The organism is Shewanella sp. ISS20, assembly GCF_056522965.1.
In genome coordinates this window covers 966,377-993,296 of sequence record NZ_JAWRZK010000001.1, presented here as the reverse complement: position 1 = coordinate 993,296, position 26,920 = coordinate 966,377, and the positions used below count along the sequence as shown (strand labels likewise).

General features: G+C 44.2%; 24 protein-coding genes and 2 tRNA genes. 16 read left to right on the top strand and 10 right to left on the bottom strand.

What is annotated here, in order from left to right:
* The first annotated feature begins 24 nt into the window (after positions 1 to 24).
* The 4 genes from AC1HDP_RS04520 (at position 25) to AC1HDP_RS04505 (ending at position 4,628) form a co-directional block, all read left to right on the top strand.
* Complete coding sequence (locus tag AC1HDP_RS04520) at positions 25 to 2,076, top strand: S9 family peptidase (protein WP_479637830.1); 2,052 nt, start codon at positions 25 to 27, stop codon at positions 2,074 to 2,076.
* Positions 2,077 to 2,125: 49 nt separating this feature from the next.
* The gene (locus AC1HDP_RS04515; RefSeq protein WP_479637829.1) at positions 2,126 to 2,695 is read left to right on the top strand and encodes an N-acetyltransferase family protein; all 570 of its coding nucleotides are present in this window, start codon (positions 2,126 to 2,128) and stop codon (positions 2,693 to 2,695) included.
* Positions 2,696 to 2,831: 136 nt separating this feature from the next.
* A complete protein-coding gene (locus AC1HDP_RS04510; protein WP_479637828.1) occupies positions 2,832 to 3,740 on the top strand; it encodes a GGDEF domain-containing protein in 909 nt (302 codons plus the stop codon).
* A 255-nt stretch (positions 3,741 to 3,995) separates the two neighbouring features.
* The gene (locus AC1HDP_RS04505) at positions 3,996 to 4,628 is read left to right on the top strand and encodes a YchE family NAAT transporter (RefSeq protein ID WP_140932693.1); all 633 of its coding nucleotides are present in this window, start codon (positions 3,996 to 3,998) and stop codon (positions 4,626 to 4,628) included.
* 130 nt (positions 4,629 to 4,758) lie between these two features.
* On the opposite strand, the gene AC1HDP_RS04500 is transcribed toward AC1HDP_RS04505, so the two are convergent.
* The 3 genes from AC1HDP_RS04500 to AC1HDP_RS04490 all read right to left on the bottom strand — a co-directional run bounded on the left by AC1HDP_RS04500 (position 4,759) and on the right by AC1HDP_RS04490 (position 7,972).
* On the bottom strand, positions 4,759 to 6,081 hold the full coding sequence (locus AC1HDP_RS04500; protein ID WP_479637827.1) for an anti-phage deoxyguanosine triphosphatase: 1,323 nt from the start codon (positions 6,079 to 6,081) through the stop codon (positions 4,759 to 4,761).
* Between the two features lie 7 nt (positions 6,082 to 6,088).
* A complete protein-coding gene (gene yfbR / locus AC1HDP_RS04495; protein WP_479637826.1) occupies positions 6,089 to 6,676 on the bottom strand; it encodes a 5'-deoxynucleotidase in 588 nt (195 codons plus the stop codon).
* 81 nt (positions 6,677 to 6,757) lie between these two features.
* Positions 6,758 to 7,972, bottom strand: a complete 1,215-nt coding sequence (locus AC1HDP_RS04490; protein WP_479637825.1) for a pyridoxal phosphate-dependent aminotransferase — start codon at positions 7,970 to 7,972, stop codon at positions 6,758 to 6,760.
* A 598-nt stretch (positions 7,973 to 8,570) separates the two neighbouring features.
* On the opposite strand from AC1HDP_RS04490, the gene AC1HDP_RS04485 reads away from it, so the two are divergent.
* On the top strand, positions 8,571 to 9,953 hold the full coding sequence (locus AC1HDP_RS04485; RefSeq protein WP_140932689.1) for a Na+/H+ antiporter NhaC family protein: 1,383 nt from the start codon (positions 8,571 to 8,573) through the stop codon (positions 9,951 to 9,953).
* Between the two features lie 687 nt (positions 9,954 to 10,640).
* Here the strand turns inward: AC1HDP_RS04485 and efp are convergent.
* The 6 genes from efp to AC1HDP_RS04455 form a co-directional block, all read right to left on the bottom strand.
* Positions 10,641 to 11,204 carry an elongation factor P gene (gene efp / locus AC1HDP_RS04480; protein ID WP_140932688.1) on the bottom strand — a complete coding sequence of 188 codons (564 nt, stop codon included), beginning with the start codon at positions 11,202 to 11,204 and terminating at the stop codon, positions 10,641 to 10,643.
* Between the two features lie 45 nt (positions 11,205 to 11,249).
* Positions 11,250 to 12,443 carry an elongation factor P maturation arginine rhamnosyltransferase EarP gene (gene earP, locus AC1HDP_RS04475; protein ID WP_479637824.1) on the bottom strand — a complete coding sequence of 398 codons (1,194 nt, stop codon included), beginning with the start codon at positions 12,441 to 12,443 and terminating at the stop codon, positions 11,250 to 11,252.
* Positions 12,444 to 12,530: 87 nt separating this feature from the next.
* Positions 12,531 to 13,058 (bottom strand): flavodoxin FldA, encoded by a 528-nt coding sequence (gene fldA / locus AC1HDP_RS04470; RefSeq protein ID WP_140932686.1) that lies wholly within the window; start codon positions 13,056 to 13,058, stop codon positions 12,531 to 12,533.
* Between the two features lie 56 nt (positions 13,059 to 13,114).
* Positions 13,115 to 13,387 (bottom strand): LexA regulated protein, encoded by a 273-nt coding sequence (gene ybfE, locus AC1HDP_RS04465; RefSeq protein WP_479637823.1) that lies wholly within the window; start codon positions 13,385 to 13,387, stop codon positions 13,115 to 13,117.
* Positions 13,388 to 13,399: 12 nt separating this feature from the next.
* Positions 13,400 to 13,621 (bottom strand): DUF2788 domain-containing protein, encoded by a 222-nt coding sequence (locus AC1HDP_RS04460; protein WP_140932684.1) that lies wholly within the window; start codon positions 13,619 to 13,621, stop codon positions 13,400 to 13,402.
* 261 nt (positions 13,622 to 13,882) lie between these two features.
* Positions 13,883 to 14,659, bottom strand: a complete 777-nt coding sequence (locus AC1HDP_RS04455; protein ID WP_479637822.1) for an alpha/beta fold hydrolase — start codon at positions 14,657 to 14,659, stop codon at positions 13,883 to 13,885.
* Between the two features lie 242 nt (positions 14,660 to 14,901).
* Here AC1HDP_RS04455 and seqA point away from each other — a divergent pair, with 242 nt between their 5' ends.
* Both seqA and pgm read left to right on the top strand, forming a co-directional pair.
* Positions 14,902 to 15,468 carry a replication initiation negative regulator SeqA gene (gene seqA / locus AC1HDP_RS04450; RefSeq protein ID WP_479637821.1) on the top strand — a complete coding sequence of 189 codons (567 nt, stop codon included), beginning with the start codon at positions 14,902 to 14,904 and terminating at the stop codon, positions 15,466 to 15,468.
* Between the two features lie 9 nt (positions 15,469 to 15,477).
* Positions 15,478 to 17,148: a phosphoglucomutase (alpha-D-glucose-1,6-bisphosphate-dependent) gene (gene pgm, locus AC1HDP_RS04445; RefSeq protein ID WP_479637820.1), complete on the top strand. Its 1,671-nt coding sequence runs from the start codon at positions 15,478 to 15,480 to the stop codon at positions 17,146 to 17,148.
* A 161-nt stretch (positions 17,149 to 17,309) separates the two neighbouring features.
* Here pgm and msrA read toward each other — a convergent pair whose 3' ends face one another.
* Positions 17,310 to 17,792: a peptide-methionine (S)-S-oxide reductase MsrA gene (msrA, locus tag AC1HDP_RS04440; protein ID WP_479637819.1), complete on the bottom strand. Its 483-nt coding sequence runs from the start codon at positions 17,790 to 17,792 to the stop codon at positions 17,310 to 17,312.
* A gap of 234 nt (positions 17,793 to 18,026) precedes the next feature.
* Between msrA and astE the strand changes: the two genes are divergently transcribed.
* The 9 genes from astE (at position 18,027) to AC1HDP_RS04395 (ending at position 26,684) form a co-directional block, all read left to right on the top strand.
* On the top strand, positions 18,027 to 19,073 hold the full coding sequence (gene astE, locus AC1HDP_RS04435) for a succinylglutamate desuccinylase (RefSeq protein ID WP_479637818.1): 1,047 nt from the start codon (positions 18,027 to 18,029) through the stop codon (positions 19,071 to 19,073).
* 148 nt (positions 19,074 to 19,221) lie between these two features.
* Positions 19,222 to 20,406 carry a thiamine pyrophosphate-dependent dehydrogenase E1 component subunit alpha gene (locus AC1HDP_RS04430; RefSeq protein WP_479637817.1) on the top strand — a complete coding sequence of 395 codons (1,185 nt, stop codon included), beginning with the start codon at positions 19,222 to 19,224 and terminating at the stop codon, positions 20,404 to 20,406.
* A gap of 2 nt (positions 20,407 to 20,408) precedes the next feature.
* Entirely contained in the window at positions 20,409 to 21,386 is a 978-nt protein-coding gene (locus AC1HDP_RS04425) for an alpha-ketoacid dehydrogenase subunit beta (RefSeq protein WP_479637816.1), read from the top strand.
* A 10-nt stretch (positions 21,387 to 21,396) separates the two neighbouring features.
* Entirely contained in the window at positions 21,397 to 23,151 is a 1,755-nt protein-coding gene (locus AC1HDP_RS04420) for a dihydrolipoyllysine-residue acetyltransferase (RefSeq protein WP_479637815.1), read from the top strand.
* Positions 23,152 to 23,305: 154 nt separating this feature from the next.
* Positions 23,306 to 24,373 (top strand): quinolinate synthase NadA, encoded by a 1,068-nt coding sequence (gene nadA, locus AC1HDP_RS04415; RefSeq protein ID WP_479637814.1) that lies wholly within the window; start codon positions 23,306 to 23,308, stop codon positions 24,371 to 24,373.
* 284 nt (positions 24,374 to 24,657) lie between these two features.
* Positions 24,658 to 24,745, top strand: a tRNA-Ser gene (locus AC1HDP_RS04410).
* A gap of 110 nt (positions 24,746 to 24,855) precedes the next feature.
* A tRNA-Ser gene (locus AC1HDP_RS04405) sits at positions 24,856 to 24,943 on the top strand.
* Between the two features lie 268 nt (positions 24,944 to 25,211).
* A complete protein-coding gene (locus tag AC1HDP_RS04400; RefSeq protein WP_140932675.1) occupies positions 25,212 to 25,430 on the top strand; it encodes a DUF6500 family protein in 219 nt (72 codons plus the stop codon).
* Between the two features lie 321 nt (positions 25,431 to 25,751).
* The gene (locus AC1HDP_RS04395) at positions 25,752 to 26,684 is read left to right on the top strand and encodes a glycoside hydrolase family 16 protein (RefSeq protein WP_479637813.1); all 933 of its coding nucleotides are present in this window, start codon (positions 25,752 to 25,754) and stop codon (positions 26,682 to 26,684) included.
* The last annotated feature ends 236 nt before the right edge of the window (positions 26,685 to 26,920 follow it).

Sequence of the window (26,920 nt, the reverse complement as noted above, 5' to 3'; positions counted from 1 at the left end):
TAATCACTTAAATAAGAAGAACAAATGAAATATTCGAAATTATTATTGGCCTTAACCTTGGCCAGTAGTGCGCAGCTGGCTCACAGTAGCAGTTTGAAGCCATTTAGTGTGCAAGACTTAGTTAAGTTGAATAAACAGCATTCAGTGGCGGTGGCAAGTGATGGTAGTCGCTTGGTGTATGGCTTAAATGTGATGGATGCTAACGGTGACCGAGAGTCTGATTTGTATTTGGTGGACGTCACTAAACCTGATGCGCCAGCCATTCAATTAACCGCCACTAAAGGCACAGAACATTCAGTGGCATTCGCCCCAGATAATCAATCAATTTACTTCTTGGCCAATCGCAATGGCACCAGTCAGTTATTTAGGCTGTCACTGCAAGGCGGTGAAGCTCAGCCTGTGTCACAACTGCCGTTAGATATTGATGGTTTTCAATTAGATAACTCTGGCAATCAAGTGGCCCTGCAAATTCGGGTTTTTCCTGAGTGTAAGACCTTAACCTGCTCGAAAGACAAGTTTACGGCTCAGGCTGATAAGCCAAACGCGGGGCGAGAATACACTCAGCTAATGGTGCGCCATTGGGATACTTGGCATGATCATGCCCGTAACCATTTGTTTGTGGCGCCATTAACGGCTGCAGGTCTTGGTGAATTAGTGGATGTGACGGCAGGGCTTGATACTGAAGCGCCGCCAAAGCCATTTTCAGGCATGGAAGAAGTGACCTTTACGCCCGACGATAAATCCTTAGTGTATACCGCTAAAGCGCCAAGTAAAGATCAAGCGTGGACGACAAATTATGATTTATGGCAAGTGCCTGTGACTGGTGGCACAGCTAAAAACCTCACCGCTGATAATATGGCTTGGGATGCCCATGCAACTTATTCCCCTGACGGCCGTTATCTTGCTTATTTAGCCATGAGTAAACCGGGTTTTGAAGCGGACCGTTATCGCATTATGTTGCTTGATTCAGTGACAGGTGAGAAAAAAGAAGTGGCGCCGCTGTGGGATAGAAGCCCTGATTCGTTAATGTTTTCTAAAGACGGTAAAAGCTTATATGTAACGGCGCAAGATTTAGGTCAGGTCGGCATTTTTGAAGTGAATACCCAATTTGGGGATGTTAAACCTTTGCATAGTGAAGGGAGCAGTAGCCTAGTGGCACTAACCCCAGAAACTATAGTGTTTAGTCGCAGTAGCTTAGTTGAACCGGGCGACATTTATTCATTAGATTTAGGCACTAATCAAGTGTCACGCATTACCGCTGTGAATAAAGATAAGCTTGCCAGCCTCAAATTTGGTGAATTTGAGCAGTTCAATTTTAAAGGTTGGAATAACGAAATTGTTTATGGTTACTGGTTAAAACCTGCCAGTTTTGAGGCAGGAAAACAGTATCCCATCGCTTATTTAGTCCATGGCGGCCCACAAGGCTCCTTTGGTAATAGCTTTAGCCATCGCTGGAACCCACAAGTATGGGCGGGTGCCGGTTATGGCGTAGTGATGGTCGATTTTCATGGTTCAACCGGTTATGGCCAAGCGTTTACCGATTCCATTAGTCAAGATTGGGGCGGTAAGCCACTGGAAGATTTGCAAAAAGGTCTAGAGAGCGTCGCCCAGCAGCAATCTTGGTTAGACAAAAATAATGCCTGCGCTTTAGGTGGCAGTTATGGCGGCTATATGATGAACTGGATCCAAGGTAACTGGCCTAATGGCTTTAAGTGTTTAGTGAATCACGCTGGCTTATTTGACATGCGCTCTATGTATCATGTTACTGAAGAATTATGGTTTCCTGAGTATGAATTTGGTGGCCCTTACGAGCAAAACAAGGCGCTGTATGAGAAGTTTAACCCAGTCAATCATCTCAAAAATTGGAAAACCCCTATGCTGGTTATCCATGGTGAGAAAGACTTCAGGGTACCTTATGATCAAGGCTTAGCGGCGTTTACTTATATGCAGCGCAATAATATTCCATCCAAATTACTCATGTATCCAAGCGAAAATCATTGGATTTTATCGCCGGAAAATCTGGAACAATGGTATGGCAATGTGCTTGGCTGGTTAAATACCTACACAGCTAAATAATCCTAAAGGCCTGCATTAGCAGGCCTTTTTATCTATGGGAGAGTTCTCTATGTATTTTCCTTTTAAGGGCGCAGTGACTACGGAAATCTTAATGCCATCAACAACAATTACCTTGGCTTATGCTAATGAAGCGCGTGATGGTGCGGCAATTTTAGCGCTGATGAATCACGCCATTATTAATACCACAGCGCTCTATGACTTAGCGCCAAGAGATGATGCTTGGTTAAGTGCTTGGTTTATTACTAAACGTAGCCAGCAGCAACCCATAGTCGTCGCCTTGGCAGCATCGCAGCTCCTAGGTTTTGGCTCTTATGGCCATTTTCGTGCCTATGCCGCCAATCGCTTTACCGTGGAGCATAGCTTGTATGTTGATGCGGAACATCAAGGACAGGGCGTTGGCCGTTTATTGCTGCAAGCCTTAATTACTGAAGCTAAAACCGCGGGCATGCATACCATGATAGCGGCTATTGATAGCGACAATCTTGCTAGTATCGGTTTACATCAAGGGCAAGGGTTTAGCTCGGCGGGTGAGCTTAACCAAGTGGCTTTTAAGTTTGATCGATGGCTTAACTTAAGCTTGCTGCAAAAAATGCTAAAAGAGGATGTGCCTCGTGAGTAATGATTTAAATGATAAGAGCGCAAGCATTCATTAAAGCCCTTGTTATATAAGTGATGTTTCATCGGCATTGTCATCAGCAAATGCAATGGGTTGGCTATACTAATCATATTAATAAAATAATCAGGTTAGAGTACCAATGAAATTGTCCACGGATGAGCAGTTAATAGATATCAACCAAGCATTACTTACGCTGGTGGCTGATAATTCCGACATGATTATTTTTGTTAAAGATATGGCGCGGCGCTATGTCTATATCAATCGTCTTGGCCGCGAGTATCTTAAGATTGCAGCGGATGCGCAGTTAGGCTTTGGCGATGAAGATATTATCCACTCAAGCTGCCTTAAAACTATCTCGGCTCATGATGACCGCGTGCTAGCACTCGGTGAAGATCTTGAGCAAATGGAAAGCATTCAAAGTCTTAATGATCATGTGACCCATCATTTTTCCGTAAAAAAGAAAGCCATTATTAATAATCACAATGTGGTGATTGGCATTATGGGCTTTGCTACCGATGTTACTGATATGCAAACCCATCAATTAGAACTGCAGCACATGGTGATGACAGACTCACTCACAGGCTTAGTCAATCGGCGTTACTTTATGAATGCCTTAGAGCGGGAATGCGCGCGCAGTAAACGCCAAGCTATGCCCTTTGTCTTGTGCGTATTGGACGTTGATAACTTTAAGAGGATTAATGATATCTATGGTCATGCGGCCGGTGACAAGGTGTTAGTGGTGTTATCTGAGTTATTAAAGTCGGCGCTTAGGCAAGAAGATACCATCGCAAGGCTGGGCGGGGAGGAGTTTGGTTTGTTGCTGCCTAATACTAAGGTGTTGTTAGCCAGTCAATTAATTAAACGCTTACTGGCGGAGCTGCGAAAATTTAGAATTCAGATAAGCGATTCTGTGGATATAGGTATTACGGTAAGCGTTGGTATTACTCAATGGGAAGATACCGACGTCCATTTTGAATCTTGCTTACATAAGGCCGATCAGCTTATGTATGAAGCTAAAGAGCACGGCAAGAATCGTTTTAGAAGCTAGTTGGCTCGATGGCAAGTTGCTCAGAACTCGTTTATCAGCCTAATTAAGCGCTATGATTAATCTCTCTAGTTAATGGTGAGGTATCACTGTTAATCACTAGATGAAGGCACGTGCTTAAGCATCAACAATTGATATTTTTACAAAGTGTGAGCTATCACAATAAATCGCTATTCAGTGTCTAACCTCATTAAGGTAGAGTAGCCGCCTTATTAGCCATCGCCAATTGACGGCTGCCTATCGTCAAAGGAAACACTCGTGGATATCACTCTTTATGTTAAATTTTTTCTTGGCTTAGTGGCCATTATTAACCCTGTGGGGTTATTACCTGTCTTTGTGAGTTTAACAAGTCATCAGAACAATGTGGATCGCAAGCATACGGCTAAAGTTGCTAACTTTGCGGTGGTCGTGATTCTGCTAGTGACCATAGTGGCTGGCCAACATATTTTGAACATGTTTAGTATCAGTTTATCGGCATTTAGAATTGCAGGTGGCAGCCTGATTGCCATCATAGCTATGTCTATGCTTCAAGGTAAGCTTGGTGAAGTTAAACGCAACCAAGAAGAAGATAGAGAATCTTCGGCGATGGAATCCGTTGCGGTTGTGCCTTTAGCCTTGCCATTAATGGCAGGCCCTGGCGCCATTAGTTCTGTGATAGTGTTTGCCGCTGAGCACAATACTTTAATGAATGTACTCGGCATGTTTGTGACTGTGATTATCTTTGGCTTACTGAGCTATTTACTCTTTAGCTTGGCCTCGATTATTTATCGGATTTTGGGTAAAACCGGTATTAACGTCATCACCCGTTTAATGGGTCTATTAATGCTATCTATTGGCATTGAAGTGATCGCGGCAGGCTTTAAGGGCATGTTCCCAAGTTTGTTAGGTTAACAAGCTAAGCAAGCCACTATGCAAAAAAACACAAAAAACGCGCAAGAGGCGCGTTTTTTTATGGGTACCATTTATGCTAATGCATTAATAAAAATTCGAATTATTAATGCATTCACTGTTTCCGTCAGCGTTACTCTGGGCCAAAATCTAGAATATTGCCGGCATACGGGCTAAACAGTTGTTGATAAAGACGTGTGGCAAAATCATCTGTCATGCCGCCAATATAATCGGCAATGACGCGCGTCGAGTTACCATGGTTGGCATCCATTTGCTGATAACGCGCGCGGGTATTGGTAGGTAACAGCCGCATGGGGTCTGATTGAAAGGCTTCAAACAGTTTCATGATCATTTGTTGGCCTTTGTATTCCAGCATTTGCACTTCAGGCTTATGCACCACATTGACAGATACAAAGGTTTTTAAGCAATTAAGTAACAACTCAAACGGTGCCGATAGACAAGCGTTATAGCGTAATAATTCGCACGAAAGCTCTGGGTTGTCATTAATATCAATGGCAGTCACTAAGGCGTTAATTAGTATGCCAATGGCGTTTTTGCGTAAGTGATGAGTATTAGAAAATAAGGCTTTGGTGACACCACTTAACTGTTCACGAATATACTCATCCAGGCTTGAGGCAATCACAGGTTGCACTTGCTCTTGCCACTGCGCTTGATTCACTATCCCCATCACAATGGCATCTTCTAAATCATGGACCGCATAAGCGATATCATCGGCCAGTTCCATAATGCTGCAATCTAAGGATTTATGAACGCTGCGCAGTTGCCCATTAGCTTTAGGACGTAGGGTTTGCAGTAGCTCAATATCTTTACTGGCTAGGGGGGATAGGATCCACTCAAGGATATCAGCATCATCATCATAGAGCGCCTTGTTGGGTAACCAATCGCTGGCTTTAACTTGAGCAAAGGGTTTGATTGACGATGGCTGGGTTAGGCTTGGAATAGCGCTGTTAAGTACTGGGTATTTAAGTACCCCCAGTAAGGTGCGGCGGCACAGATTCATACCATCATCTAAGGTATAAGGCTCAAGCTTAGTTAAAATCCTTAAGGTTTGACCGTTACCTTCAAAACCGCCAAAATCACGCATCATAAAGTTCAGCGCAATTTCGCCGCCATGGCCAAACGGTGGATGGCCAATATCATGGGCCAAACACAGCGCATCAATTAGCGCATCATCCCCTAATAAATGCACTAAATCAGGGCGCTTAGTTCGCAGTAGCGCCGCAATGCCTGTGCCTATTTGTGATACTTCTAACGAGTGGGTCAGGCGAGTGCGGTAAAAGTCATTCATGCCAACCCCCAAAACTTGGGTTTTGGCCTGTAGGCGCCTAAAGGCGGCGCTGTGCAAAATGCGCGCGCGGTCACGCTGATAGGGGCTGCGTTGATCAAAACGTCTTTGTTTATCTTCAACCAAACGCCTTTGTTGCCAGATTTCCATACGCTTCCTATAACATCTGATTAATTTGATCGAGATTGAGCCTAAAGCTTGGAATAAATAACTGAATGAAGTCTTGCACCGCAGGTAAAGCATCTTGAGTCAATCTTTCTTCAAGGCGGCGTTTGGCAGTAAAAAACTCATCATTACCGGCGCGGCTTTCTTCTAAACACTTAAGGTAGGCGCATAAGGTATCTGCTGATTTTACTAAAGCCTTGTATTCAGGCGGTATGTGGCTAGTGACTAATAAAGATTCGAAATCTGGGCGGAGTAACTCCGGCAGCATATTGACTAAATGGGTTTCGGCGATGGCCTCAATCTTTTTATATTCAGCTTCAATATCTTTGTTGAAATACTTAACCGGTGTCGGCAAGTCGCCCGTGAGTACTTCACTGGCATCATGGTAAATGGCGATAGTGGCGGCGCGGTAGGGGTCAAATTGCGCTTGATGGTATTGATTGCTGATCACGGCTAACGCGTGGGCCACCATAGCAACTTGAAGTGAATGCTCTTGCACGTTTTCGGTGCGGACATTGTGCATTAATGGCCAACGCTGAATTAACTTCATTCTGGCCATGTGGGCAAAAAAATGGCTCATAGGTATCCTTATCTAGTCTGTTAACTGCAGAGTATCGCAGCGAGCAGCCAATAGCAAAACAGCGACCGAAGTCGCTGTTTGTTATTGTCGATAATTACCTAAGAAACTACCGAATTCCGTTAGAGCTTTTTGCAAGTCTTCTTTCCAAGGTAAGAAGACTACGCGTAAGTGATCAGGTTCTGGCCAGTTAAATGCTGAGCCATGCACTAAGAGGATTTTGCGATCGCGCAGTAAATCCAACACCAGTTTCTCATCATCCCTGATATTAAACTTTTTAATATCAAGTTTAGGGAAGGCGTATAGGGCGCCTTTAGGCTTTTTACAGCTAACGCCAGGAATGCTGTTGAGTAAATCAATACACACATCGCGCTGCACGGTTAAGCGGCCACTTGGCAAAATCAGTTCATTGATACTTTGATAGCCACCTAATGCGGTCTGAATGGCGTGCTGATTAGGCACGTTGGCACATAAACGCATGGAGGCAAGCATATCTAAGCCATCAATATAGCTTTGAGCAGCCTTTAAGTTACCAGTTAACATCATCCAACCAATCCGGAAACCGGCGGCGCGATAAGACTTAGATAAGCCATTAAAGGTGACGGTTAAAATATCATCGGACAAACTGGCGGCCGGAATGTGCTTAGCACCGTCATACAAAATTTTGTCGTAAATTTCATCGGCAAATAAAATTAGCTGATGCTGGCGACAAATCTCAATCAATTCCAAAATCATGGCTTCGCTATACACGGCGCCAGTTGGGTTATTGGGATTAATCATGACTAAGGCGCGGGTGCGCGGGCTAATTTTGGCCTTTATATCGTCTAAACAAGGAAACCAATCGGCTTCTTCGTCACAGCGATAATGCACGGCTTTACCGCCAGCTAAATTGGCCGCCGCTGTCCATAACGGATAATCAGGCGCTGGAATTAATACTTCATCATCGGTATTCAGCAGGCCTTGCATGGCCATGACGATAAGTTCCGACACGCCATTACCAATATAGATATCTTCGATATCGACCCCACGAATACCTTGAGCTTGATAATGCTGCACAATCGCTTTACGGGCGCTAAATAATCCTTTTGACTCACAATAGCCTTGGGCGCTCGGTAAGTTTAAGATCACGTCACGGACGATTTCTTCTGGCGCCTCAAATCCGAACGGGGCAGGGTTACCAATATTGAGTTTTAGAATGCGATGGCCTTCTTCTTCAAGCCGTCTTGCTTCTTTATGAACTGGGCCACGAATATCGTAGCAAACCGTATCTAATTTGTTGGATTTGATGATTGGACGCATGGTTACCTCGCCGCATGCCAGATTTAATTATAATTTCAGCACATTAACTAAATTCTTAGGCTGTTGAAAGTGTTTTTTGATTATTTATGCGGTTTTATGTGGTGCTGTTAGTAAAATATTCTGCTGCCAGCCATTCGTGCTTAAGGCAAACATTATTATCGACAAAATGTAAAGTAGTTGTTGGTAATGATGGACGAAATACAAAGATATATTATTAAGTCGCTGACCAATTAATAAGCAGCTTTGCCGTTGGTTGAGTTGACTGAATCATATTTGGCCGAATATAAATTAACCTCTGTGGAGTTGTTTATAAATAGCACAGCGTTAAAGTGCGATCTATCTCACAATCAGCTAGTGGCGCTTTATATTCAGCAGGCATTATATTTAAAATATTATCAGCAATTATTAATTAAATATTGACTCAATCGTCAATGCGTTTTATTTTCTGCGCGATGTTTTATAAGGCTGACAATTGCAGCATCGGATAATTCTGATCTGAATTAAGCTACGCCCCACTGAAAGCAGAAATAACAGCGATATTACGCTGTATTTTACTCACCTTAGCCTATTTCAGGCGTTTATTTGAGGACCTAAGTGCATGTCTGAAGTGACAGCGTTAAGTCTTATTCCACCCGCGGTGGTTTTAGTGTTAGCCATTTGGCTACGTCGTCCAATTTTAGCTTTAGTTATTGGTACCTTAGTTGGTTTGTCATTAATTGACCCTGCACAGATATTGCCAAGTTTTGCTAAAATTTCACTGAACGTGATGGGCGATGAAACCATAGGTTGGTTAATTTTAGTGTGTGGCGGTTTTGGCGCGCTTATTTCGTTATTGGTGAGAACTGGGGGGGCCATGGCATTTGGCCGAGCAACGCTTAAATTTGCTAAAGGCCCGAAATCCTCATTACTGATGACCTTCGTATTAGGATTAATTATCTTTATTGATGATTATCTCAATGCCTTGACTGTTGGTTCTACCATGAAACGCGTGACTGATAAGTTTAAAATCTCACGCGAGATGTTAGCTTATGTCGTGGATTCAACCGCTGCGCCAATTTGCGTATTAGTGCCGTTATCAACGTGGGCGGTATTCTTTGGTGGTTTACTCGTCGACAATGGTATTGCACCTGAAGGTCAGGCCATTAGTGTCTATATGCAAGCCATCCCTTATATGCTGTATGCCTGGTTTGCTGTGGCTATGGTGTTGCTCGTTATCTTAGGGATAGTACCAGCCTTTGGACCAATGAAAAAAGCCCAACTGGCAGCTGCTCAAGGGCACCCAGCGCTTGCGCAAATGGATCTTGATTCAGTACAAACCTCTGATGAATATGCCATCAAGGCCATGGAAGAAGAGTTTGAAAATGCCGATGCCAAAGGGCAACTGCATAACTTCTTCGTTCCTATTTTGTTGCTGGTGGGCTTTACCGTTTATTTCGGCATTGACGTCTGGATGGGGCTATTAGCCACTTTAGCTGTGACTTTGCCTTATTATGCAGTGCAGCGCCTGATGACGTTAGCTGAAATGATGGAGCAGATGATTGATGGTTTCAAGAGCATGCTGCCAGCCATAAGCACAGTAATTGCTGCATTCATCTTTAAAGATGTCTGCGATCAATTAATGCTGCCGCAATACGTGATTGAAAGCTTAAGCCCGTTTATGACTCCACAATTATTACCGGCCGTAGTATTTATTGCTATGGCGTTATTAGCCTTTGCGACTGGCTCAAGCTGGGGTATTTTTGCGGTATCAATTCCAATCGTGATGCCTTTAGCTCAAGCGGTAGATGCCAATATTCCCTTAGTGATAGGTGCATTATTATCAGCATCATCATTTGGCTCGCAAGCGTGTTTCTATTCAGATTCAACGGTATTAGCCGCTCAAGGTTCAGGTTGTAACCTGGTTAGCCATGGGGTAACTCAATTACCTTATACGCTAATATGTGCCGCATTTGCTTGTATTGGCTTCTTACTATTAGCCTAATACAGATAAGCCCTGCTTAATATAACGGCTCCTAGCGAGCCGTTTTTTTGCTTAAATTTTGTGGTGCTGATTTTTGTATTGGTTGCAATTTGTACAACAATTTTTTTACGATACTAAATTGTACAAAACCAATTGGCTTGAAATTTATGTCAGTGACACTGATGTGACTAAACGGCAAGGTATTAAATTAACCTACTATTTGTATATCTTGAATATAAATTTATATTAATAATTTAACCATGTTTGAATTATCTATCGCTTATTTTTTTATCGCTAAAATAGTGTTCAAGTGAGGAAATGCTATGCGAGGCCTATCTCTGAAGTGCTAATTTAAGGCGCGCAGATTAATATCAGAAGTCTACATGCTGGGTAGCGAGTATTGGAAAATAAGTTCATTGTTTTTGAATACAGCGAGTTAGGGCAATAGTGAATGATGGCAGTTTATATCTCATTCACATTAAGCCATTCAGATTAATTCATTCAGATTAAGCCATTTGAATCTAGCAATTCAAATCTAGCCCCCCAAACTTAGCCATACGAGTGCCATTAGCCTAATGAGATTGCTGAGGTAACGGTATGCGTAGCACGAGGTGGGAATAGGGCGTGATGGCACGAAAAATACAGCCGTCGACAAAAAATTTATAATAAAAAAGCCAGCATAAGCTGGCTTTTAACGATTGACTCGAATTATACGCGTTTTTTGAATTCGCTAGTACGAGTGTCAATTTCAATCATGTCGCCAGTCTTAACGAAATCAGCAACCATGATTTCTAAGTCAGAACCGATGATCTTAGCAGGCTTCATTACCTTGCCAGAAGTATCGCCACGGGCAGAAGGTTCGGTATAACCTACTTCACGGATGATAGTTGTTGGCATTTCAACCGAAATTGCTTTGCCTTCGTAGAAGGTTACAGAGCAAGTTTCTTCCATGCCGTCAACGATGAACTTGGCAGCGTCGCCCATGTTATCAGCTTCAACGTCATACTGGTTGTATTCAGAATCCATGAATACATACATAGGGTCAGCATAGTAAGAGTAAGTACAATCCAGACGTTCTAATACGATAACGTCCATCTTGTCTTCACCTTTGAAGGTGGTCTCGGTGCCTGAATCGATCAGCACGTGCTTTAACTTCATCTTTACGATAGCAGCGTTACGGCCTGAGCGAGTTGTTTCAGTTTTCTGTACAACCCATGGGCTGCCATCTAACATGATCACGTTACCTGGACGGATTTCATGAGCAGTTTTCATTACTAAATTTCCTATATTTTGGCTTTGGTATTACAGCGCTGTATCTTAACGACTTTCGACAAAATTCACTAGTCTAGATGCAAGGTCTGCTGTGTTTATTGCATCAATTGGCCATTGTTTAGCATGCTGTAACAAGGGCAAATTGACCTGATTAAGTTGTTGCCAGTGGTAAGTTACCGCTGATTGCTGTTCTTGATTAAAGGCAAGCGTTAGATCTTGCCAAGAACCCGCAATTTCTGGGGGCAGATTATCGCAGTAAAGTTGCATAAAAGCTTCTAATTTTACCAGATGATAGTCATCTTCTTGCGGATAAATATGCCAAATAAAGGGTTTTGCTGCCCATTGCGCCCGTAAAAATGAATCTTCACCACGAACTATATTAAAGTCGCAGCTCCATAATAGGCGGTCATAGCCTTGCTGATCTGTCATTGGCAAGATATGGACGCTTAATTGGCCGCGTTCAATATGCTCGCCAGGGCCTAAGTCATCAATGGCAGTGTCTAACCATGCACTTAAGCTGTTTAAGCTGCGTCCTTTGGGGATGAGTAGGTGAACCTTGTTTGCGCTGTCTTGCCACAGTTGGCAAAGGGCAGGCAGCGCCTGAGTTTCATAACTAAACACGCTGATAATGAAATCATCCGCATGGATACCGCTCAAACCAAGTTCACTAAATAACGCCATTTTATTATGGCTATCAGCTTGCCAACGCTCGCGCTCATTAAGTAAATAGTGCTCACAAATTAGCCCACCAGTTTTATCGGTAAAGCCTGGGAAGTAAAAGTACTTCTTTAAACCGCTGGCTTGCATCGATGGTAATGCATGACAACCTTCGACCCAAGATTCAGCACTTAAGTATTCAAGATTAAGCCACAATGGCGGTGGTTGCGAGAGTGGGTTAGCCAGATGCGTTTGTTTAAGGGCTAATAGCTGCGCTTTAACACTTTCTGGCAGTTCGCAGGCAAAGGCTTCAATCAGCACGTCTCCCGCAACATAGGGCAAATCTAATGGCTGATTCCATTGATTAATAGTGACATTATTAAATACTTGTGTAGCCGCTTGCGGGGTTAATGTCGGTAAAATGTGGGAGAAACTATGCAAGTCATCCACCCAAAGGGTAATGTCTAGTTGGTATTCATGGGCAAGTTGCTTAGCTAAGCGCCAAGTCACACCAATATCACCGTAGTTATCGACCACAGCGCAAAAAATATCCCAATGCTTGGGGCTAGGTGTTAAGAACATGTTGGATTCATCGACTAAGGCAATGGCTGCAAATCGCAGTAAAACAAAAAAGCGGCCATCTAAGCCGCTTTCAAGAGGGAAGTATGATTAGTCTTCCAATTCGGCTAAGCACATTTCTTCATAAATTTGCTTAACCCAAGCATCTACTCGGCTTTCAGTCAGTTCAGGTTGACGGTCTTCATCAATACCCAGACCAATAAAGTGCTTGTCATCCACTTGAGCTTTAGAGGCTTCAAAATCATAGCCTTCAGTTGGCCAATGACCAATGATAATACCGCCGCGTGCTTGGACGATATCACCTACCATGCCCATGGCGTCTAAGAAGTATTCAGCATAGTCTTCTTGGTCACCGCAACCAAAAATGGCTACTAGCTTGTCATTGAAGTCTACTTGCTCAAGTTCGGGGAAAAAATCATCCCAATCACATTGAGCTTCACCGTAATACCAAGTTGGGATGCCAAATAACAGTAAATCGAATTCAGCGATTTCTTCTTTGGTGCTCTTAGCGATGTCTTTGACATCAACCATGCTCTTACCCAGTTTTTTCTGGATCATCTTGGCTACGGCTTCGGTATTTCCTGTGTCACTACCGAAAAAAAGACCTACAGTTGCCATTGTCTTTCCTTTAATTGTTCAGTTCGCGATGTCACTATATCGTGGTGCTAAAAATGTCAGCAGTCGATTTGCTCAAGCAAGATTAACTCGATTAACTGGCTGCGGCTGATATTACTGGCCAAAGCCTGTTCGTTCAAGGCGTCATACAAATCTTGTGACACCTTTAACTCAATTCGTTTTACTCCGTTGGCTTTATCCCGCTGGATTTGATTTCGTTTATTGACCTTAAGCTGCTGCTCGCGGGGCAGGGGATTCGTTCTCGGCCTTCCGCGACGTTTTTCATTGGCAAACAGGTCAATGGTCGTTCTATCTAATGCTTCTTTTGCCATTTTGCTTTTAAATTAACCTATTCCCGAGCCTTCCCAGCTAATCTGGATAATACCTTTGACAATAAAGCCAGCACAGCCAAGGAACAATACCAACCAAACGATATATTGACCAAATTTAGGGACTTGGCCTTGCTTCAGCACGTCCCTAATCGCCATACCGATAAAGAAGAATAATGCTGCGAAACAGAGGTTTAATCCTAACGTTTCGAATTGTTCCATATATTGAGCAAGCATATCAATCCTTGTTAACCACACCCTTGGTCAAAAGAGGGCGGGAATATACCATATTTATCTCAGCGAGCTCAAGGAACTGGCATGCGCTTAAGAGCTGCTTTGTGGTTATTATTCTAACTCCAACCGGTGATTAAACCTGACGAGCAATAAATGCGCTCAATTATCGAGCAAGACCACTCGTTAATGGCATGTGACCTGCGCCTACATACTCAGGTCATCTTCAGCAATAGCGCCAAGTCTGGGCAATCTTTGTGGCTGTAGTTAGAGGTCAGCTATAGTGCCCTTGTCACTTAAAAAACGCTGCACTAAACGATTAAAAGCCTCAGGTTTTTGCGCATGCAGCCAGTGGCCTGTGGCCATAATGGTTTTAGCTTGCATGGTGGGAAATTGGCTAATAATCGCATCGCGATATTCTGGTACTACATAATCAGAATCGCCGCCGCGTATCAATAAACTGGGACCTGTATATTGCTGCTCGTGATATGGCCAAGTGATGATTTCTGCATAATGATTTTTGATATTGGCTAAATCCATTTTCCAGCAAAAGCCAACGTCAGCACGGCGCAAATTCTTCAGTAAAAATTGAATGACACCTTCATCAATACCAGCGGCTTGCAGATGCGCTATGGCCTGCTGGCGACTGGTGATGTGACTGACATCTAAACTCGATAACGCCGCAATAATTTCATTATGCCTCGGGGGATAAGCCACAGGAGCAATATCGGCGACGACTAATGAGCTTACGCGCTCGGGCGCGGTTAGCGCTGTCGCCATGGCGATTTTTCCACCCATAGAGTGACCAATTAAGCCCGCACTTTGGATATTATGGCTATCCATAAAACTAAGTAGTTGCGCTGCGAGCGCCGGGTAATTCATCGGCGCTAAACTTGGACTGTCACCATGATTGGCGACATCAACGCGAAAGACGCGATAATCCTGAGTTAAATTCTTACCTAAATTGGCGAGATTATCTAAACTGCCGAACAAGCCGTGGATCAAGATAAGGTCTTGACCTTCACCAGCAACCTGAAAATGCATAATAAAAATTCCATTGTGACTGCCGTCGCATTTTGACTAGCTAAGGGACATTTGACAAGTTTTGTCAGCAGAACCGAGCTTAGGTGGCGCAGTAATTCGCCAGCTAATGCAATTGACCGCATATTTTGCTCACTTAGGTCTTATCATTTGCTAATAAGTCACTTAGACTGAGCCACTTACTATTTTTTGCGATCGCAAGCTGCGCTTACGCGATTGTTGTTGTACCAAGGAACCGATTAAAGATGAAATATATCGAGGTAGATGAAGATTTATACCGCTTTATTGCCAGCAAAACGGAACGCATTGGCGAAAGTGCCTCCGATATATTGCGACGTTTATTGCAAATCACCTCTACGGTTGCTGAATCATCACCATTAATTGAGCCACAAACTATCAGTGAGCCAAGTTTAGAAGTTCCTGTTAAGGAAAAGGTAGAAATCAAACTGCCGACTCCAAGCCCTAAGCTTGGTAAAATTAGTGCTGAAAACGTAGTGGATGCCAATGCATTAGCCACCCAAAAAGGGGCCGTGGGTCGTTTCTTATATGTGCTTGAGCAATTAGCCAGCCTGTATCCTGCGCATTTCTCACAAGTGTTACAAGTGCAAGGCCGTGGCCGCTTGTATTTTGCGGTCAGTAAAGAAGCCTTGTTAGATGCCAGTAAAACTGCCAACCCTAAAGAAATTGGCCAGAGTGGTTATTGGGTTACTACCAACAATAATACCGCGAAGAAGCAAAATATTTTGCTAGAAGTGTTACTGCATTTAGGCTGCGATGAAGAGCAAGCGCAGCAGATTTCTGCATTGATTTAAGGAGTCCCCGTGGCATTACATCCAAGAGCCGGTCAGCTCGCACAAGCGCAAGACTTAATTGATTTACCAAGCTTAATGGCTGATTACTACACGCGCGTGCCAAGTGTGGATGACGCGAGTCAACGTGTCGCCTTTGGCACTTCGGGGCACAGAGGCTGCGCAGCGCATTCAAGCTTTAATCAATTGCATATTTGGGCTATCACCCAGGCCGTGGTGGATTATCGCCGTGAACAGGGGCTGCTAGGACCTATGTTAGTGGGTATAGATACACACGCCTTATCGCGCGCCGCCTTTCGTTCTGTGGTTGAAGTATTAGTGGCTAACCAAGTGGTGGTGATTGCTCAACAAGATGATGGTTTTACGCCAACGCCCGTGGTGTCGCGCTATTTAGTTGCCCATAACCACAATGTAAAAGCACTTGGCAATAGCGATTTGATGGATGGCTTGATAATCACGCCATCGCACAATCCACCTTCTGATGGCGGCATTAAATATAACCCGCCCCATGGTGGACCTGCTGATAGCCATGCTACCGCTTGGATTGAAGCTAAAGCTAACTTGTATTTGCAGCAGCAAATGCAAGGAGTTAAACGGGTAAACTATCACTTAGCCATCAGTGCTGGCGGCGTTGAATATCGTGACTTGTACACGCCGTATATCAGTCAGTTACAAGATGTGATTGATATGCAAGCTATTGCTAAAGGCAAGGTACGTATTGGCGTTGATCCACTCGGTGGTTCAGGCATACATTATTGGTCAAAGATTGCCAAGCATTACGGCTTAGATATTACAGTTATTAATGACAAGCTAGATCCGACCTTTAGCTTTATGCCGTTAGATAAAGACGGCAAAGTGCGCATGGACTGCTCTTCAAACATGGCTATGGCAGGCGTAGTGCCTGCACGTAACCAATTTGATGTATGTATTGCCAACGATCCTGATTTTGATCGCCACGGCATAGTGTGTCCAGATAGCGCTAGTGTTACTGGCGGTTTGATGGATCCTAATCACTTTTTAGCGGTTGCCATCGACTATTTACTGAGTCATAGACCTGATTGGCCAAGTACTGCGGCTGTGGGCAAGACCTTAGTGTCTAGCGCTATGATCGACAGAATTTGCGCCTCGCATGGCCGGCAATTACTGGAAGTGCCAGTGGGCTTTAAATGGTTTGTTGATGGTTTAGCCAATAGCAGTATCTTGTTTGGTGGTGAAGAAAGCGCGGGCGCCAGTATGTTGCAGCGCGATGGCCAAACGTGGTGCACCGATAAAGATGGTTTCATTTTAGGGCTGTTAGCCGCTGAAATCATAGCTGTTACCGGTAAAACGCCGGCTGAGCGTTACCATGAATTGTGTCAAGCGTTAGGGACTAGCGTTTATCAGCGTATCGATAGCCCAATTAATGCTAAGAAGAAGGCGCGTTTTAGTCAGGTAAGCCGTGATTGCGTGACTGTGAGCCAACTCGCAGGCGATGACATCACAGCTGTGCTAACCCATGCGCCAGGCAATAATGCAGCCATCGGCGGACTTAAAGTGACCACGGCCAATGGTTGGTTTGCCGCCAGACCATCGGGTACCGAGCCACTATTTAAACTTTATGCTGAAAGTTTTGTGAGCGCTGAGCATTTAAGTCAACTGCAACAAGAAGCTAAAATCATCATGGATAATGCGCTTAAAGGTTAATTGAGCCATTGTTTGGATGGATAATTATGATTGGCGCCATCGTTGAGATGGCGCCAATTTTTTTTGCGCTGTATTTAAACTAACTTAAGTTAATTAACTTGGGCGCTGTGCAAGCCACTCACCATTGGTAATCAGGCATGAGTTAGAGGCATTAGCCCAAATTAACCATAATAAATGTGGCAACTAGGTAGTTCATTTTTTTCAAGATAGTTTTGATGATAATCTTCAGCTGGGTAAAAATGGCACACAGGCACCACTTCGGTGACTATCTGGCGGCTTCCCCAACGGCCACTTTTCATTAGCTGCAACTTAGCGCTTTCAGCTTGTTGTTTCTGTTGTTTATCGTGAAAAAACACCACACTGCGATACTGACTGCCCATATCTCCACCTTGTTGATTGAGTGTGGTGGGGTTATGGTTGGCCCAAAAAATCGCGAGTAACTGCTCAAAACTTACTAGCTGTGGATCAAATTCGACTTCTACCACTTCGGCGTGGCCGCTAGTTCCTGTCTTAACTTGTTGATACTCTGGATTTTCTATCTTGCCACCCATGTAACCGCAACGAGTTTGATTAACGCCATCGATTTGCTTGAAAAAATATTCCACGCCCCAAAAACATCCTGCTCCAAAGGTTGCACGCGCCATACTCGGCTCCTTGTTAATTAATTATGGTGATGTGTGGTGAGTTTACCATCCAGATGGCTAGATAGTGCGCAAGCGTTAGATGAATTGCAATACATCTACCTGAGAAAAATTTCAACTAGGTCCTAGGTTTATCACGCGTTTTTGCGTGATGGCTCCCGAAAGTCATTAAGTTTGTGTTAGTATTCTCGCAGTAAAATTAAATCAACAAGTTAATAATTATATAAGGGATGTAACATGTTAAAGACCTTACGGACCTTTCATGATTTTTTAGCCATTACCTTAGCTAACCCGTATTATCTGGGCGCTGAAGGCCCGGTGACGTTAGAAAATGGAACTCGCATCAGTATTTGGGATACTGGAGTATTGCTGGTTGAGCCAGCGATCACTTGCAAAACTCACACGGATCTAGTGCTTTCAAGCGGCGTGCATGGTAACGAAACTGCGCCAATTGAGTTATGTAATAAAATGATTGCCGATATTGTGAATGGCACATTAGCCGTTGCGCAGCGGGTGTTATTTATTTTTGGTAATCCGCAGGCGATTCACCACAGCACTCGAATTGTTGAAGAGAATCTAAACCGTTTATTTAGTGGCGAGCATTCGCGTCAACCGGGTCTTGTCAATAAAGAGCGTCACCGCGCCAAAGCGCTCGAAGGTTATGTTCGTCGTTTTTACGCTAAAGCCCCCAGTGGTGAGCGTAACCGTCTGCATTATGATCTTCACACAGCTATTCGCGGTTCAGTTCATCCACAATTTGCCATTTATCCTTATCCAGATAGCAAACCTTATTATCAAGCGCAGCTGCAGTTTTTGCAGCAAGCAGGTATAGATACTGTGCTGCTGCATAATGGCCCAACCACCACCTTTAGTTATTTCTCTGCCCATGAATTTGACGCGCACGCTTTTACCATAGAGCTTGGCAAGGTGCTGCCTATGGGGCAGAACGATTTACGTCAGTTTGCTGAATTTGACTGTGCGACCCGCGCCATTATTAGTGAGTCAGTCGCTAGCACTCATCATGAGTTTGATTTAGCCAAAATAAATATTTATCAGGTCAGTCGCAGCATAGTGAAGCAGCATGATGAATTTCGCTTAAATTTTGCCAAAGACTTATGTAATTTCAGCCGGTTTGAGCAAGGCGCAACCTTAGCGTTTGATAATGAGCAAGCGGTAGTCGTTGAAGCTGAATTTGAAGTGATAGTGTTCCCCAATGCGGATGTTCCTAAAGGCCAGCGTGCCTTGATTTGCTTGCAACCCGCGCAGGATGTGCAGTGGCTGTAAACTATTTTAGACACATCAAGCTGTTAACAATTAAGTGACTCAGGTGTGAATGGATTGATCCGTAGTTTACGTTAACGTAATGTTTTGGTTGTGCGTTAACTTTATCATTCAAGCGATTGATTTCGCCGACCAAAGAGCAGCAAATAATATGGTAACACGGAAGAAAGAAGCCGCCAGAGCGGTAACTCATAAAGTGAATTTTTTTGATGAAAGCACTGTCACTTATCCCATCTTAAAATTACTGCAAGCTGACGGTATTTTATATGATGGCGCTACGCCGCCTGTGATAGAAAAATCGCTTGCGATGAAAATTTATGATACCTGCGTATTTACTCGGGTATTAGATGAGCGGATGCTGGCTGCCCAGCGTCAAGGTCGTATCAGTTTTTACATGACCTGCACTGGCGAAGAAGCGGCGGTTGTTGGCAGTGTTGCGGCGTTAGCGGATGATGATGTCATCTTGGCGCAATATCGTGAGCACGCAGCGATTCGCTTCCGTGGCTTTACCATTGAACAATTTATGAATCAGATGTTTAGCAATGAAAAAGATCTGGGCAAAGGTCGGCAAATGCCAATTCATTACGGCAGTGCGGCGTTGCATTACCAGACCATTTCTTCCCCCCTTGGCACGCAAATTCCGCAAGCAAGCGGTGTGGCTTATGGCCTTAAAATGCAAGGCAAGCACAACGTGGCTATTTGCTACTTTGGTGAGGGCGCAGCCTCTGAAGGCGATTTTCACGCCGGCTTGAACTTAGCGGCTGTGCATCAAGCGCCAGTGATTTTCTTTTGTCGTAATAATGGTTACGCCATTTCGACCCCTACCTCTGAGCAGTATGCTGGTGACGGTATTGCTAGTCGCGGCTTAGGCTATGGTATTCGCACTATACGTGTGGATGGTAATGATATGTTAGCGGTACTCGCCGCCACTCAAGAAGCGCGGGCTTATGCCTTAAAACATAATGCGCCGGTATTGATTGAAGCTATGACTTACCGTTTAGGCGCGCATTCGTCATCCGATGATCCTAGCGGTTATCGTTCACGGGAAGAAGAGGCTAAGTGGCGCGAGCATGACCCAGTGCAGCGGTTTAAATTATGGTTATTGAGTAAAGGGTGGTTGAGTGAAGAGCAAGATCAAGCCATGACTCAATCCTATCGCGAGCAAGTACTTGCCGCGGTGAAAGTGGCAGAGAAAATCCCCGCCCCAGTAATCGATGAATTAATTAATGATGTCTACGACACGCCAAGTGCTAACTTGCAGCAACAGCTCGATAGTCTCAAGCAACATATCGCTAAGTATCCAAAATCGTATCCAAAAACGGCAGGGAGGCTGTAACTGTGGCGCAAATTAATATGTTACAGGCCATTAATCAGGCCTTAATGACAGCGATGACGGCTGACGCCAGGATGGTGGTGTTTGGTGAAGATGTGGGGCATTTTGGTGGGGTTTTTAGAGCTACTTCTGGCTTGCAAGATAGCTTTGGTAAGGCGCGCTGCTTTAACACGCCGCTCACCGAGCAAGGTATTGCCGGTTTTGCCAATGGCTTAGCCTCAGTCGGTATGACAGCTGTGGCTGAAATTCAGTTCGCTGATTACATTTTCCCAGCTTTCGATCAAATAGTGAATGAATCGGCCAAGTTTAGGTATCGCAGTGGCAATGAGTTTAATGTTGGTGGTTTAACCTTTAGAACGCCATACGGCGGCGGCATTGCTGGCGGTCATTATCACTCGCAATCACCCGAAGCTTATTTTATCCATACCCCAGGTTTAAAAGTGGTCGTGCCGCGCAATGCTTATGAGGCCAAAGGCTTGCTGTTAGCAGCCATTGCCGATCCTAATCCTGTTATCTTCTTTGAACCTAAGCGTTTATATCGCGCGTCGGTGAGTGACGTGCCCGAGCATGCATATACCATAGCGCTAGGACAAGCTGAAGTTGTGACACCAGGCACTGATATCACGGTACTGGCTTGGGGTGCACAAATGGAAATTGTTGAGCAAGCAGCGGCCATGGCCGCTGACATAGGCATTTCTTGTGAAGTCATTGATTTAAAAACTCTGGCGCCTTGGGACGTTAATACCGTCGCGGATTCTGTGCGTAAAACAGGGCGCTTATTAATCAATCACGAAGCGCCATTAACCGGCGGTTTTGCCGGCGAGATAGCTGCCACTATTCAACAAGAATGTTTCTTGTCGTTAGAGTCACCCATAGCGCGTGTGTGCGGCTTAGATACGCCATATCCGTTATGCCATGAAAAAGAATATATGCCAGATAGCTTAAAGACCTTTGAAGCTATCAAGGCCAGCTTGGCTTATTAGGGAAATCAAGATGACAGATTTTATTTTGCCTGACATAGGCGAAGGCGTGGTTGAATGTGAACTCGTCGAATGGCTAGTGGCTGTGGGTGATAAGGTGGCTGAAGATCAGCCTATTTGTGATGTCATGACAGATAAGGCCTTAGTGCAAATTCCAGCGCCACTCGCAGGCGTTATTTCTAAGCTTTATTACGCTAAAGGTGAACTCGCTAAGGTGCATCAGCCCTTGTATGCCATTAATGTTGAAGGCCAGACTGTGATTAACCCCCAAGCCGCGGTTAACACCGAAGCAGGGTTTGAACAACAAGCTGAGATTGCTGGCAATAATGCTGCTTGTAGTCGCACGGTCAATACAAATCAAATTGCCGCGAGCCAAAGCGCACACGTTAGTAGTGAGCCATCTATCACGCTGGAAGATTTTTTATTGCCAGATATAGGCGAAGGCATAGTCGAGTGCGAATTGGTGGAATGGTTAGTCAGTGAAGGCGATTGGGTTAAAGAAGATGAGCCTATTTGTGATGTCATGACAGATAAAGCCTTAGTACAAATTCCTGCGCTAAGTGACGGTCAAATCCGCCATTTTTATTATCGTAAAGGGCAATTAGCTAAAGTGCATTCGCCTTTATATGCCATTGCCGTTGCCAAAAAAGTAGCGCCTGCACAAATTCAACCTCAATCTGAACCTGAACCATATGCGTTATCGCAAGCGGCTAATGTCACTCAACAAGCGCCAAGTGCACCGTCTGTAATAGCTATGCAGGGCACAGCACAGCAACAAATAGAACTACAGACAACGCAACATATAGCGCTAGGTAAAGTATTAGCAAGCCCAGCTGTAAGGCGCTTAGCCCGCAGTTTAGATATTAATTTAGCGGCAGTCACAGGCTCAGGGAAACACGGGCGCGTGTATAAAGAGGATGTTGAAAAGTATCATCAAGCGCCATATTCACCGAGCCAAACGGCACCGCTTGCTATGGTTAACGAAGTTACTAGTGGTGCTAACGCTGCGCTAGCTTCAACCACGCCTGAAACCGCGTTAAGTGTTAATGAGCTGACAACGAATAGTAATCGCACTGAAGCCATTAAAGGGGTTAAGGCTGTGATGGCACGCTTAATGGCTGAATCTGTCGCGACTATCCCGCACTTTACTTATTGTGAAGAGCTTGATTTAACTGAACTCATAGCACTGCGTCAAGCAATGAAGCAGCAATACCAAACCGCAGATTATAAGCTCACTATGATGCCGTTTTTTATGAAGGCAATGTCGCTTGCTCTTACACAATTTCCGCTCATGAATAGCCGAGTAAATAATGATTGCACTGAGCTTACCTATTTAAGTGACCATAATATTGGCATGGCGGTGGATTCCAAAATTGGCTTGTTGGTACCCAATGTTAAGCAAGTACAAACTAAATCGATTATTGATATCGCCCGTGACATTACCCGCTTAACCGATGACGCCAGAAGCGGCCGAGTAAGCCCTAATGATTTAAAACAAGGCACTATCACCATTTCTAATATTGGTGCCATTGGTGGCACTGTGGCTACGCCTATTATCAATAAGCCAGAAGTGGCGATTGTCGCCTTAGGGCGGGTACAAGCCTTGCCGCGCTTTAATGCTAAGGGCGAGGTAGAGGCAAGGCAAATAATGCAGATTAGCTGGTCTGGCGATCATAGAGTGATTGATGGCGGCACAGTGGCGCGTTTTTGTAACTTGTGGAAGTCGTATCTTGAGCAACCGCAAACCATGTTGATGGCAATGCGCTAATCGCTCGGTCGGAAGTTAACAGCATTACTGTTTATCTGAGTTCAATTGAAGGCGCTACGGCGCCTTTTTTTGATGCCTAAGTCGCAGCAGAAAGGTTTGTTTCATATATCGCATTTCTTTATAATCAGGACACTTGTTTGACGTTGGAATTTTTATGGAACACTCAGCTTTTACTCTTTCTAGCATAGATTTTCGTTTTCCGCCCAAGCCTGCGCCCTTGGATGATAGCCAACGAGCAGCCTATAAAGCTGAGATCAAATCCTTACTTGCCCAGCATAATGCGGTACTGGTTGCCCATTATTATACTGACCCAGAAATCCAAGCCTTAGCCGAAGAAACCGGTGGCTGTGTTTCTGATTCGTTAGAAATGGCACGCTTTGGCCGCGATCATCCAGCGCAAACCCTGATTGTGGCAGGGGTTAAGTTTATGGGCGAAACAGCTAAGATTTTAAGCCCAGAAAAAACTGTATTAATGCCAACCTTAGAAGCTACTTGCTCGCTAGATTTGGGCTGTCCGATAGAAAGCTTCAGTGCGTTTTGCGACGCCCACCCAGATCATACCGTTGTTGTGTATGCCAATACCTCTGCGGCAGTAAAAGCCCGCGCTGATTGGGTAGTGACTTCAAGTATTGCCCTTGAAATTGTTGAGCATTTAGATAGCGAAGGCAAAAAAATTCTGTGGGGTCCAGATAGACACTTAGGCAGCTATATTGCCAAGCAAACTGGCGCCGATATGCTGTTATGGCAGGGCGAATGTATTGTTCATGATGAATTTAAAGCCCAAGCCTTGGCTCGGTTAAAAATGCAGTATCCTAATGCTGCCGTGTTGGTGCACCCTGAGTCGCCAGCCAGTGTGGTGGAAATGGCCGATGCTGTGGGCTCTACCAGCCAATTGATCAATGCGGCTAAAACCATGAGCAATGATACTTTTATTGTGGCTACCGATAAGGGCATTTTCTATAAGATGCAGCAAGCCGCGCCGGGTAAAACCTTAATTGAAGCGCCTACGGGCGGTGAGGGCGCTACGTGCCGCAGCTGCGCCCATTGCCCATGGATGGCCATGAATGGTTTGCAAGCCATTAAATCAGCGCTGGCTGATACTGATAAGTCATCTCATGAAATTGTTGTAGATGAAAGTTTACGTGAGCGCGCCAAATTGCCACTCGATCGTATGCTTAATTTTGCCGCGGAGCTTAATGTCAAAGTTAAAGGTAACGCGTAACTGGGTTTAGGGAGTTGAGAAGCTGTGTCGCGTGACTGCGGATCTGCTTCTAACACTCCATTATAACACTAATCCAAAACCCGCCATTGGCGGGTTTTTCGTATTAAAAAAGCGCAGATAATTCAGCATGCTGCCTCTTTTGTCTTAGATTGTTCATTCTGCGGGCAAACGTGCGCGTTAGCGGTTTTTTCCCTTGATAACCACAGCACTTTTGCGTAAAGTACCGCTCCGTTGCCTTAGTGAAGTTGTAGATATGCATTGCAACTTATTCTGAGACCAATACTGGTGAGGTGTCCGAGTGGCCGAAGGAGCACGCCTGGAAAGTGTGTATACGGTAACGTATCGAGGGTTCGACTCCCTCCCTCACCGCCATATTTTAACTAGTTGCACTGTGTTTGCGGCTAGTACCGAAAGGTAATCAGTTAAAAAACTAAAAGTTTAAATACAACTGATAAAAGAAAGACAGTAAGAACAAACAATTTGGTGAGGTGTCCGAGTGGCCGAAGGAGCACGCCTGGAAAGTGTGTATACGGTAACGTATCGAGGGTTCGACTCCCTCCCTCACCGCCATATTGAAACAAAAAAGCCGCTGACTATCAGCGGCTTTTTTGTTGTCTGCTTTTAGGTTCTTATGACTAAGCAACTATCATTTTGCAACTACATATTGTATGCCGTGGCCTTAATTCATTGGCCATCTTATCAAATCCCTTTTTGTTACTTTTCATCAATCACTTGCAAGCATTAGCTATAAAAATACAGCGATATAATTCATTGGTGATACAGTAGAAATCTGATAGTTACAGCGCTTAGTGACTAATTTTTGGTTGGCGAGGTCGATTTGAGAAAAGAACTAAGACAAAAAATCATCCAAGTTTGTGATCAAAAGATAGCGATGAAAGGTCTGGATGTTGGCGTCTCTTTTTATGCATTTTTTAAAAATAAAAATGATGAACCAGAAGTTTTAATGGAAGTTGCTAGATGGTGGATTGAAACTCATAGGTTAGATCACTTTGAAAAAGCCTCTAAAATTAAAAGCTTGGTTCAATCTGACGTTTAACTTACCAGCGGCAAATACAACACCTTAGTGCAAATATGTTATTTAATCTGCAAATAGATTAAGTGGCACAGTTGCTTGATAGTGAAAGCTAGGACACTACAGTAAAGTCAGCTTTGATCTTAGTGACTTACTAATCTCGTCATTTCAAAATCTTAGTTTAATCTCCTTCCTTGTCATTCATAAGGTTATTGCTAACGCCCGCAGAGGCTTAACGTTAATCGCTTGAACATTATGCTGTTTGCTTCGCTTTGCTCGCGCTAAGATGATTGAAATATTTCTTAGCGGCTAGGGTATGCGATGTGCTTAGGTAGAGTTCGATATTTGTGGTTGATTCATATCGGTTTAAGTTCGGTATTAAGCTTAAGCGTGCAAGCGCAAACAGCACCTGAAATTGGTGAATTACTGTTTGAAGAAAACTTTAATCACCTTGATACCACTCTTTGGCAAGTGAGTGAAGGTAATGGTTGTCATCAAGGGCAAGACTTATGTGGCTGGGGCAATCAAGAATTGCAATACTATCGTCAAGATAATGTCGGCATTGAAGATATTGCCAATGAGCCAGGTAATCGCGCCTTAGTATTAAAGGCTGAGCGCGGACCTAGTGGTAAGTTACCAGCCTTTTATTCTGGAAAAGTTGATAGCAAACAAGGCCTTCACTTGCAGTTTGGCATGGTGGAAATTCGAATGCAAAGCCCCGCTGTGAAAGACGGTTTATGGCCTGCAGCTTGGATGCTTGGCGCGAATAATAAGTCATGGCCTAAGAATGGTGAAATCGACATCATGGAAATGGGGCAGCATCAACAAGCTAAAGCCATGGCGCAGCACCCTAATGCTGATAGTAATCATTATGTGGGCAGTAATGTCATTTTTCATGCTGATGCTGCGTGTGCCAGTGATAATCCCACCTGCGCGGCCATGACAGCTTGGCAAAACGATAATGCTTATGTGGCTAAACATTCGCTGGCAGAGCGATTTGTGGTGTACCGCTTATATTGGGGTGCTAGCCATATTCGCTTTACTATTGTCGACGATGGCCAAGAGCATGATATGTATGCCAGTCCCATAGCAATCCCAGCTGATGCCAGTGAGTTACTAGAACCTTTCTACCTTATTTTTAATCTCGCCGTGGGCGGCACTTTTACCGAAGCGCAAACGGCTCAGCAGGTGAGCGCGCCGCTACCCGCTAAGTTACTGATTGATTATGTGCGGGTTTATCATTTAAACGGTGTGGGCAAGGTTACGCGTTTGCCTTAAGTGAATGATGACATTGAGCTAGCTAACATGCTGAAGTATTTACACTAAGCAGGCGTTGAACTCTCCCAATTTATTTGGTTTCTCTATAGCTATATTCCCGCGCTTCCCGACATATTTTTGCTAAATAACTGTGATGCAGGTTGTATATACAGTTAATTGGCTTTGGCTAGGTTTGTGGTTTTGCGGTTAACTTTTATTTGCTGAATAGTATCAATAGTTTGCATTGTGTAAATTCT

Excerpts from the sequence above, each read along its gene's own strand:
- AC1HDP_RS04520 (WP_479637830.1), top strand. The coding sequence starts at position 25 with ATGAAATATTCGAAATTATTATTGGCCTTAACCTTGGCCAGTAGTGCG.
- AC1HDP_RS04515 (WP_479637829.1), top strand. The coding sequence starts at position 2,126 with ATGTATTTTCCTTTTAAGGGCGCAGTGACTACGGAAATCTTAATGCCA.
- AC1HDP_RS04510 (WP_479637828.1), top strand. The coding sequence starts at position 2,832 with ATGAAATTGTCCACGGATGAGCAGTTAATAGATATCAACCAAGCATTA.
- AC1HDP_RS04500 (WP_479637827.1), bottom strand. The coding sequence starts at position 6,081 with ATGGAAATCTGGCAACAAAGGCGTTTGGTTGAAGATAAACAAAGACGT.
- yfbR (WP_479637826.1), bottom strand. The coding sequence starts at position 6,676 with ATGAGCCATTTTTTTGCCCACATGGCCAGAATGAAGTTAATTCAGCGT.
- AC1HDP_RS04490 (WP_479637825.1), bottom strand. The coding sequence starts at position 7,972 with ATGCGTCCAATCATCAAATCCAACAAATTAGATACGGTTTGCTACGAT.
- AC1HDP_RS04485 (WP_140932689.1), top strand. The coding sequence starts at position 8,571 with ATGTCTGAAGTGACAGCGTTAAGTCTTATTCCACCCGCGGTGGTTTTA.
- efp (WP_140932688.1), bottom strand. The coding sequence starts at position 11,204 with ATGAAAACTGCTCATGAAATCCGTCCAGGTAACGTGATCATGTTAGAT.
- earP (WP_479637824.1), bottom strand. The coding sequence starts at position 12,443 with ATGTTCTTAACACCTAGCCCCAAGCATTGGGATATTTTTTGCGCTGTG.
- fldA (WP_140932686.1), bottom strand. The coding sequence starts at position 13,058 with ATGGCAACTGTAGGTCTTTTTTTCGGTAGTGACACAGGAAATACCGAA.
- ybfE (WP_479637823.1), bottom strand. The coding sequence starts at position 13,387 with ATGGCAAAAGAAGCATTAGATAGAACGACCATTGACCTGTTTGCCAAT.
- AC1HDP_RS04460 (WP_140932684.1), bottom strand. The coding sequence starts at position 13,621 with ATGCTTGCTCAATATATGGAACAATTCGAAACGTTAGGATTAAACCTC.
- AC1HDP_RS04455 (WP_479637822.1), bottom strand. The coding sequence starts at position 14,659 with ATGCATTTTCAGGTTGCTGGTGAAGGTCAAGACCTTATCTTGATCCAC.
- seqA (WP_479637821.1), top strand. The coding sequence starts at position 14,902 with ATGAAATATATCGAGGTAGATGAAGATTTATACCGCTTTATTGCCAGC.
- msrA (WP_479637819.1), bottom strand. The coding sequence starts at position 17,792 with ATGGCGCGTGCAACCTTTGGAGCAGGATGTTTTTGGGGCGTGGAATAT.
- astE (WP_479637818.1), top strand. The coding sequence starts at position 18,027 with ATGTTAAAGACCTTACGGACCTTTCATGATTTTTTAGCCATTACCTTA.
- AC1HDP_RS04430 (WP_479637817.1), top strand. The coding sequence starts at position 19,222 with ATGGTAACACGGAAGAAAGAAGCCGCCAGAGCGGTAACTCATAAAGTG.
- AC1HDP_RS04420 (WP_479637815.1), top strand. The coding sequence starts at position 21,397 with ATGACAGATTTTATTTTGCCTGACATAGGCGAAGGCGTGGTTGAATGT.
- nadA (WP_479637814.1), top strand. The coding sequence starts at position 23,306 with ATGGAACACTCAGCTTTTACTCTTTCTAGCATAGATTTTCGTTTTCCG.